Raw genomic sequence first — 7,524 nt, 5'->3', positions numbered from 1 at the left:
CACCCCTATTGCCGGGCGCTCTTAATCATCGTCCAGCGGAGGTTCCGCTCTGGCTGCGACTGATCTCGGCGTGGCGATGGGGCGCCGCGGCTCGGATCTGGCAGACGAGTGCGAGCCCGCCGAACACAGGGAGTGCGATGGGCACGCCCACACTCATGGTGACGGTTGTGGGCATGTGGCGGTGCCACACGGCGACCATGTCGACCATGCGCACGAGGGGCACCGCCACGCCGCGCATGAGGGCCACTGGGACGATCACTGACAGCTCATGCATCCCCGGGGCCGGTGCCGTCGTGGTCCGGTGACAGCACCGGCCCGGGAGTCAGCAGCCCGTACCCGAGGGTCAGACCGTTCCGGCGGCGGCTGTGTCCAGAGTCGGGCGGGCCACCGGGATCAGCCCGGGGACGAGCCGGAAATCGGGGTCGATCTGGCCGGCCAGATCGACCCCGATGGCGTCGTTGGCCCAGGCGGTGGCATTGCGCAGGTGGATGTCGTGCATCTGCGTGATGAAGCGGTCCCAGTCCCGGTCGGTGGTGTCGACCGCGGCGTGGACCTTCGCGAGCGCGGCCAGGTCAGCCGGTTCGAGGTCACCGATACCGAACGGCCGGCCCTGCTCCATCGCCCGGACCGGCGCCGACTGGGTGAAGCAGGCCAGCAGGTCATCGCCAACCTCCCGGCGCAGGAACGCGACATCGTCCGGATCGGTTGTTTTGTTCCCGAGCACGGACAGGGTGATGTCGAAGTCGGCGGCGTAGCCACGGTACTGGCGGTGCACCGAGACCCCCTTACGGGTGGGCTCACAGACCAGGAACGTGTGGTCGAAGCGGGTGAACAGCCCGGAGGCGAACGCGTCGGCGCCCGCGGTCATGTCGACCACGACGTATTCGCCCGCAGTGTCGAGGAGGTGGTTGAGCAGCAGCTCGACCGATCCGAGCTTGGAGTGGAAGCAGGCCACGCCGAGGTCGTCCTCGGTGAACGCGCCGGTGGCCAGCAGCGTCACGCCGGCGACGTCGAGGCCGAACTGCGCCCACAGCGGGTTGTCACCGGTCACTGACAGCAGTCGCGATCCGGAGCCGGGCGGTGTCGTCTTCACCATCACCGCCGCCGAGGGGATGCGTGGGTTGTCTCCGCGCAGGTAGTCCTTGATCTCGTCGAGGTGCTCGCCCATCGGTGGCGGCGCGGTGTCCTCGTCGAGGCCGAGCGCGGTGCCGAGGTGCTGGTTGATGTCGGCGTCGATGGCCAGCACGGGGTGGCCGAAAGCGGCCAGGTGGCGGCAGAACAGTGCGGACAGCGTGGTTTTCCCGCTGCCGCCCTTACCGACAAATGCGATCTTCATGATGGTGCGCTCCGGGGTCGTGGCGGCACTGCCGCGATCGGGACAGGAAACACCGGAATCGTAATCGTTTTCATTAAAGCTCTCCCGGCAGCCCCGCCGGGCCCGCCGGGCCGGGCTGGACGGCGGTCGGCCATGCTCCCCGTCCCGACCACCCTGTCGCCATCCGGCGTGGTGTCACCCGGCGCCGCGCGGAGGCCCTTGCGGCTATCCGTTTCGGCGGTGACGCGGGCCTGGTGTCATCCGCGAGGCCCGGTCGCTGTTCGTAGGATCTTCGCGATGCCGTCGACGGAGTCGGGGGTGCCGGTGGCGACGATGCGCGGACGCGATCACAGGCCGCCGGCGCTTCAGGGATGGCGCCCAGGCGATGACGTGGGGAAGCGTGGCCGTGGGTGGCGTTACCAGGTATCCCCAAAGATTTCCTTGCGAGCTATGGGGAGAAGATGTCGGCGGCCGTGACGGTGAGACTTCCCGGCGGCGCCCCGCGGACCTCCTCGCGGGCGCAGAGGGCGAGGCGAACCGGCTCAGGTCTGTCCGTCCTGTCCGCGTCCGCGTCCGTGCCGTCGGAGCCAGGTCGAACGGCCCACGGTGTGGCGATCCGCAAGGCAGGCGCCTTCTCCCATAGCCGGCTCGCGAGCCGTCCACCGTCGACCGCACGGGTCCACTTCGCCTCGCCGAGGAGAACCGGGTGCCTGTCTCTGCCCGCGAGCACGACCGCATCGATCTCGTTCTGGCCGCCCGTGCTCCAGTACGGTCCCACGGCTACGATGTCAGGGCCCAGTGCTGCGCCGACGGCGAGTCGACGCAGATGCTCGCGGAAGGCTTCCTCCCAGGGCGCGCCGAGATGATCGTCCAGGCTGTCGATCAGCACCGGCAGCAGCGCCTTGCCCAGACCACGTTCGATCTCCGCGCGGTAGCGGGAAAGTACGCCGAGATAGAAGGCCAGGAAATTGTCGGCAATCCGGTAGACGCTCCGCCGGCTGCGAGCGGTCTCGGTGACCGGCGTCAGTCGTTCGGCCAGCCGTAGCTCGATGAGCCGATCCAGTGTGCGGGCGGGTTCGGCGCGGACATGGTCCTTGATTTCGTTGTATTGCGAGCGGCCTGCGGCGATTGCGTGCAGTACGGCCGCCGGGTACTCACCGTGCTCCACCTCGGTGGCGAGCACCAGTTGTCCTTCGGTGAGCAGCGGTGCTCCGGGCCGGCAGGCCAGCCTCAGCAGGTTGTCGGCGACGTCGGCGGCCTGGTCCCACCACGACAGGTAGAGCGGCATGCCGCCGACCAGTCCGTACACGAGTGCGCGGTCGGCTGGCGCGAGGTCCGGCAGCATGAGCGCGGCCTCGTGCGGACGGAACGGATGCAGCGACAGCGACAGGTCGAATCTGCCGTACAGGGGTGCCCGCTGTTCCTGCAGCGCGGTCATGTGCCGCACGGCCGACCCGCACAACAGAAGCCGCAGTCTGGTCCTGCCAAGCGTCCGGTCCAGGAAGGCCCGCAGGATCCCCGGCAGGTCGGACGAGGTGTTGACGATCTCCGGGAATTCGTCCAGGACGAGGAGGAGCGGCTCGCGCTCGGCTGCGGCGGCGAGGTCGTCAAGGGCATCGTCCCAGTCGGCGTAGGGGCGGGCGGCCAGGTCGCGGAGGCGCCCAGGCAGCGCGGCCGCGGCCTGGCGGGATAGCTGCGCCAGTTCCCCTGCGGCCGCACGACCGGCTCCGGTGTGGAAGACCGACCGTCGGCCCTCCGCGAAGCGCTGCACCAGAGCGGTCTTGCCTACCCTGCGCCGCCCCCAGACCACCGCCGGACGCGGGTCGGTCGACTTCCACCAGGCATCGAGGGCTGCGAGTTCCTCGGTGCGATTGACGAAGGCCATGATCGCCCCAACTCCACGCAGGCAACTTACGTCGCCTGTAACTTACACCTACCGCTAGTTGTGTAGCCCGTCGGTAGCCGGCCACGTCCCAGCTCACCCGCTATGACGTGCACTGTTCCCGCCGGATGTTGATCGTCTCCGAACGGCACCCGGCGACGGTACTAACGTCTACACCGAGCATTTCGGGACTGTCCGAACGCTCGGCGTAAGTGGTGCTGCGCTCGGTAGTGGGCCAGTTGGTGGTGGTCGGGGTCAGGCGTCCCTCGAAAGTGATCGCCAGCGCGTTGAGGGCGGGTGGGTTCGTCGACGGATCGACCACGACATAATTCGGCAGCATGGTGCACGCTTGGCCCTTCGTCGGCCGGTCCATCGAGGTGGGCCGGGTCACGGCGGCGCTAGCCGAGGGCCGAGGAATGCTCCTCGAGGGTGCGGCGGGCGTCGGCAAGAGTCGGTTGTTGCGGGAGATCGCCGGGCAGCAGGACGCGGGCACCTTCACGGTCAAGCGTGTGTACGCCACCGAGGCCATGTCCGCCATCCCGTTGGGGGCGCTCGCTGAATTCCTGCCTCATCAGGAGCCGCATGGGGTTGTGGGAGCACAGGAGCTCAACCTCGTCCTCGACAGCCTCGTCGAGCGGCCGTCGAGTGTTCACCAGGTGGTGTTGGCGATCGATGACATGCAGCTGCTCGACACGACGAGCGCCGATCTGGTTCTGCGCGCCACCCGGACCGGTCACGTGCTGGTCCTTGGGACACGTCGGACCCCGGGGATCGTTCCCGACAGCGTCGCGGAGCTGTGGAAGCGTGACCTGGTCACGCGGATCCCGGTCCCGCCGCTGGACCGGTCGCAGACTGATCACCTGTTGGCGGGTGTGCTTGGCGGCCGAGTGGAGGGACGCACGGGGAACAGGTTGTGGCAGCTGACGGAAGGCAACGTGTTGACGCTGCGCGAACTGGTCGACGGGTTGCGGGACTCCGGTGAGGTCAGCCAGGTCGGTGGCCTCTGGCACTGGTCCGGAGACATGACCCGGCTACACATCGACGTCTTCAGCGTTCTCGAGGAACGGGTGCGTAATCTGCCCGATAACCTGCGCACGGTCGTGGAGATTGTCGCGCTTGCCGAACCGGTCGATTACGGCATGCTCGTCGGGCTGGTCGGGAAATATGCTGTCACGTCGGCCGAAGACCAGAAGCTCATCCAGGCGGACCGCCGACGCCAGCGGCGGGATCTAAGACCACCCCGTGTTCGGCGAGGTGGTGCGGAGCATGCCACACGCCGAACGCCACCTCGGCGACCTCGCGGAATACGTCGAGCGGACCAGCATGCGGCGGCGGGATGACGAACTGCGTGTGGCGGTCTGGCGGATGAGATCCAACACCGTCGGCGACCCACTCCTGCTGGTCCGGGCGGGGCGCACGGCATACGCCCGTTTCGATCTGTCGCTGGCCGGGGAACTCGCCAGGGCCGCACTGGCCGCCGGCGGCGGCTTCGACGCCGTCGATCTACGCGCGTCGATCCTCGGTTTTACCGGCGAGCCGGAACAAGCGATCGAACTCCTGAACTCCGCCGAGCCCGCGCTGAAGACCGACGAGCAGCGGATCCGCTGGTCCATAGCGCGGGGAATGATCGAGTTCGGCATGCTGAACGACCCGACCGCGGCTGAGCGCCTGTGGTGTGCCGCGGAATCCCTTGGTGGCCCCGGCGCGACCCTGCTCCGGGCTGTGTCAATATGCCAGCTCGCCTGGCGCGGCGATTTCCGCTCCGCTTACCAGCGCCTGGCCGAGATTCCGGAAATGGAGAAGAGCTGGACCGGCGGACGATTGTTCGCCGAAGGGCATCGCCTTGTCCTCGCCGCGTACCACTGTGGCGGCGAGCTCCTACTCGACGAGCTGCGCGCCTTCGAGAGCCATCTTCCGGACCATCTACCCGGCCTGCCCTACCTGCGGGCAGTCGCCACCCTCGCCCGGTGGAGCGTCACGGCCGCGACCGCTAGCATTCTGCTGCGCGACGCAGACAGGGACCCCGCCGAGGACTTCCCACTCTTCGAAGCGCAGGAAGGCCTCGCGGAGGCGATGCGTCAGCGACTGACCGGCCGCTTCGAATCGGCGCAGGCCACCACCCTGGAGGCCCTCACGCTGGCGGAGCGGGGCGGGCAGACGCTACTTTCCGCGCTCCTCGCGGAACAGGCGCACTGCGCCGCGCTTCTGGGGCGCCTCCCGGAGGCAGCGCAACTACTCAAGGAAGCCGACCAGCGGCACGCCCGGACGATGACTCTCATGTATCCGTGGATCGAGCTTTCCCGCGCCCAGGTCGCCGCAAGCGAGGGACATTTCGAAACGGCCGAGTCCACCCTGCGACACCTGGCGGACCGCCTACGCGACGATGGATTCCACGGTCTGGAAACACATGCCTTGTTCGCCCTGCTCAGATACGGGCTCATCGGCCCCTCGGACGTCCAGCGGCTGAAGCAACTCGAATCGATGGTGAACGGTCGCCTGCCCGGTCTCGTGCGGCGGCACGCCGAGGCACTGCTCGCTGCCGATCAGGCCGGACTGCGGGTGAGTGCGGGCAGCTACGCGGACCTCGGTCTGTGGCATTATGCGGCGGAAACTGCGGCACAGGCCTTCCAGGTACCCCGTCCGAAAGATGCCATCGGAGTCGGCGCACTTGCCGGATACCTCGCCGACCTCCTGTCCAAATGTGACCAGCCATGGTCACCCTCGCCTCGGATTCCGATTCCAAAACTCAGCGATCAGCGACGAAAGGTCGCTAGCCTCGCCGCCGAAGGCCTGAGCGACCCGGGGATAGGCAAGGAGCTGTTCATCACGAAACGGACCGTGGGTAACCACCTCCGCGAGATCTACCTGATACTGAACATCTCCAGGCGGGTTGAACTCGCCGGTCTGATGAAACTGTACGAACTGCTTCAGGCCCGCCAGACCGAGCATTGGGCAGCGGATCAGGCCCCAGCCCGCCAGGGTCGGTGCCACCACGATCCGCTGCAGCCGAGCAGCTGCTCCGGGCCTCGGTGGCGGACCGGCCCGCCGTGGCGATGAAAGTTGAGTAACTGGACGCCTGGCTTTGAGTGGTCCTGAAGCTGGAGTTCACCTGTGTGGCCATGGACGATAGCGGTCGGTCGGTACCGCTCCACCGGGCTCAGGGCGGAGGTGACTCACCGTGCCCGAAAACCGAGGAGTACGCGATGCTACTCGGGAACCTGGATCTGGAGGCTTGAATGTCGGGTGCAAGGGCGGGGGTGCCAGGTGAGGGGCGTTGGCACAGAGTCGAAGCGGTAATTGGCGTCGTTAGTGTCCTGACTGGTGCGATCTTCGGGGTTCTGCAGTGGCAGGAAAGTAGATCGGCAGCCGCGCCCGTCGCGACAGCCGCGCCGGTGGTGTCCACCGCGCCAGACACACCCGACACGTCGGCGTCGGCCGGTGCAGATGCGGCCGATCCCGCAAAGAAGGGCAGGCCGATGGACGGCCGGAATTGCCTGATCGGAACCTGGCAGCTCTCCAGGTGGGCCCATACGCTAAACGCGTCACAATTTGTCCTGGACACTCCCGGTACGGTTGACATGAAGGCGAGCGACACCTCCACGTTTGTCATTCAGTTCAACGAAGACGGAAGTGGGAGTGATGTTGATAACGTAACATTTACTGGCTATGGATCTACGGACGGAAATTTCTACTCGATCACCGAAGTCGGTCGGGCGACCTTCCGCTTCTCCGTCAGTGGTACCACCGTCAAATACAGCATGGTGAGTGGGTCCGATGTCGTCGACGCCAGCGTCAATCACACGTATCTGGGTAGACAGACCATCCCGGCCGTAGATGAGACGGATATCTTCACCTGCTCGGCGGGCAGGCTCACGCTGGCCGGCATCGGGTACAAGCAGGAGTTCATACGTGCCTGAGCCCGCCGGGCGGGTCTGCTGTACTCGCGGAAGTCGTGCTCCGTGCTGGTGCCTGGGAGGTGCGTCTCTCCGTCCAGTAATGACAATAATTAGGTGGTGGATATCTGGAGGGCCGGTCGGTTCATATCCGACGAGGCGTCCGAATTCGGCCAGCTGGCCGATGCGCTTCGGGCGCTACAGGCCACTGTCAGTGGCGTTCAGGTTCCGGTAGAGGTGGCGAAGCCGGCCCGGCTGAACCTGGAAAGGCTGACCGGTGTGCTGGAGCCGTATTCGGTACCGGAAGCCGTGCAGGCCACCGACCGGATCCCCGGTATCCCGGGCCAGGCACAGACCCTGATGCCCCGTGGTGCACATCGAGAAGCCGACGAACTGCGCCTCGTCGGGCAGGTGACGTTCGGCCGGTACTATCG

7 protein-coding genes and 1 pseudogene are annotated in these 7,524 nt (G+C 66.9%); 4 read left to right on the top strand and 4 right to left on the bottom strand.

Annotated elements, in window-relative coordinates:
• Positions 1–25: 25 nt before the first annotated feature.
• The 4 genes from MJ783_RS15120 to MJ783_RS15105 all read right to left on the bottom strand — a co-directional run bounded on the left by MJ783_RS15120 (position 26) and on the right by MJ783_RS15105 (position 3,537).
• Positions 26–259 (bottom strand): hypothetical protein, encoded by a 234-nt coding sequence (locus tag MJ783_RS15120; RefSeq protein ID WP_239311079.1) that lies wholly within the window; start codon positions 257–259, stop codon positions 26–28.
• Between the two features lie 84 nt (positions 260–343).
• Positions 344–1,336: an AAA family ATPase gene (locus MJ783_RS15115; protein WP_239311078.1), complete on the bottom strand. Its 993-nt coding sequence runs from the start codon at positions 1,334–1,336 to the stop codon at positions 344–346.
• Between the two features lie 427 nt (positions 1,337–1,763).
• Complete coding sequence (locus MJ783_RS15110) at positions 1,764–3,200, bottom strand: ATP-binding protein (protein ID WP_239311077.1); 1,437 nt, start codon at positions 3,198–3,200, stop codon at positions 1,764–1,766.
• 100 nt (positions 3,201–3,300) lie between these two features.
• Positions 3,301–3,537, bottom strand: a complete 237-nt coding sequence (locus tag MJ783_RS15105; protein WP_239311076.1) for a hypothetical protein — start codon at positions 3,535–3,537, stop codon at positions 3,301–3,303.
• On the opposite strand from MJ783_RS15105, the gene MJ783_RS15100 reads away from it, so the two are divergent.
• The 4 genes and pseudogenes from MJ783_RS15100 to MJ783_RS15085 form a co-directional block, all read left to right on the top strand.
• The gene (locus MJ783_RS15100) at positions 3,536–4,537 is read left to right on the top strand and encodes an AAA family ATPase (RefSeq protein WP_239311075.1); all 1,002 of its coding nucleotides are present in this window, start codon (positions 3,536–3,538) and stop codon (positions 4,535–4,537) included. The two genes, MJ783_RS15105 and MJ783_RS15100, sit on opposite strands and share 2 nt — an antisense overlap.
• Positions 4,464–6,254 (top strand): helix-turn-helix transcriptional regulator, encoded by a 1,791-nt coding sequence (locus MJ783_RS15095; protein WP_239311074.1) that lies wholly within the window; start codon positions 4,464–4,466, stop codon positions 6,252–6,254. Before MJ783_RS15100 ends, MJ783_RS15095 begins: the two co-directional genes overlap by 74 nt.
• 335 nt (positions 6,255–6,589) lie before the next feature.
• Entirely contained in the window at positions 6,590–7,114 is a 525-nt protein-coding gene (locus tag MJ783_RS15090) for a hypothetical protein (RefSeq protein WP_239311073.1), read from the top strand.
• Between the two features lie 96 nt (positions 7,115–7,210).
• Positions 7,211–7,524 (top strand): annotated as a pseudogene (locus tag MJ783_RS15085) (PaaI family thioesterase); the annotation flags it as partial.

It is taken from the genome of Protofrankia sp. Cj3 (assembly GCF_917627355.1).
In the GTDB taxonomy this organism is placed as follows: domain Bacteria; phylum Actinomycetota; class Actinomycetes; order Frankiales; family Frankiaceae; genus Protofrankia.
Note: the sequence above shows the minus strand (reverse complement) of the source record. Positions and strands in the feature narration are given on the sequence as shown.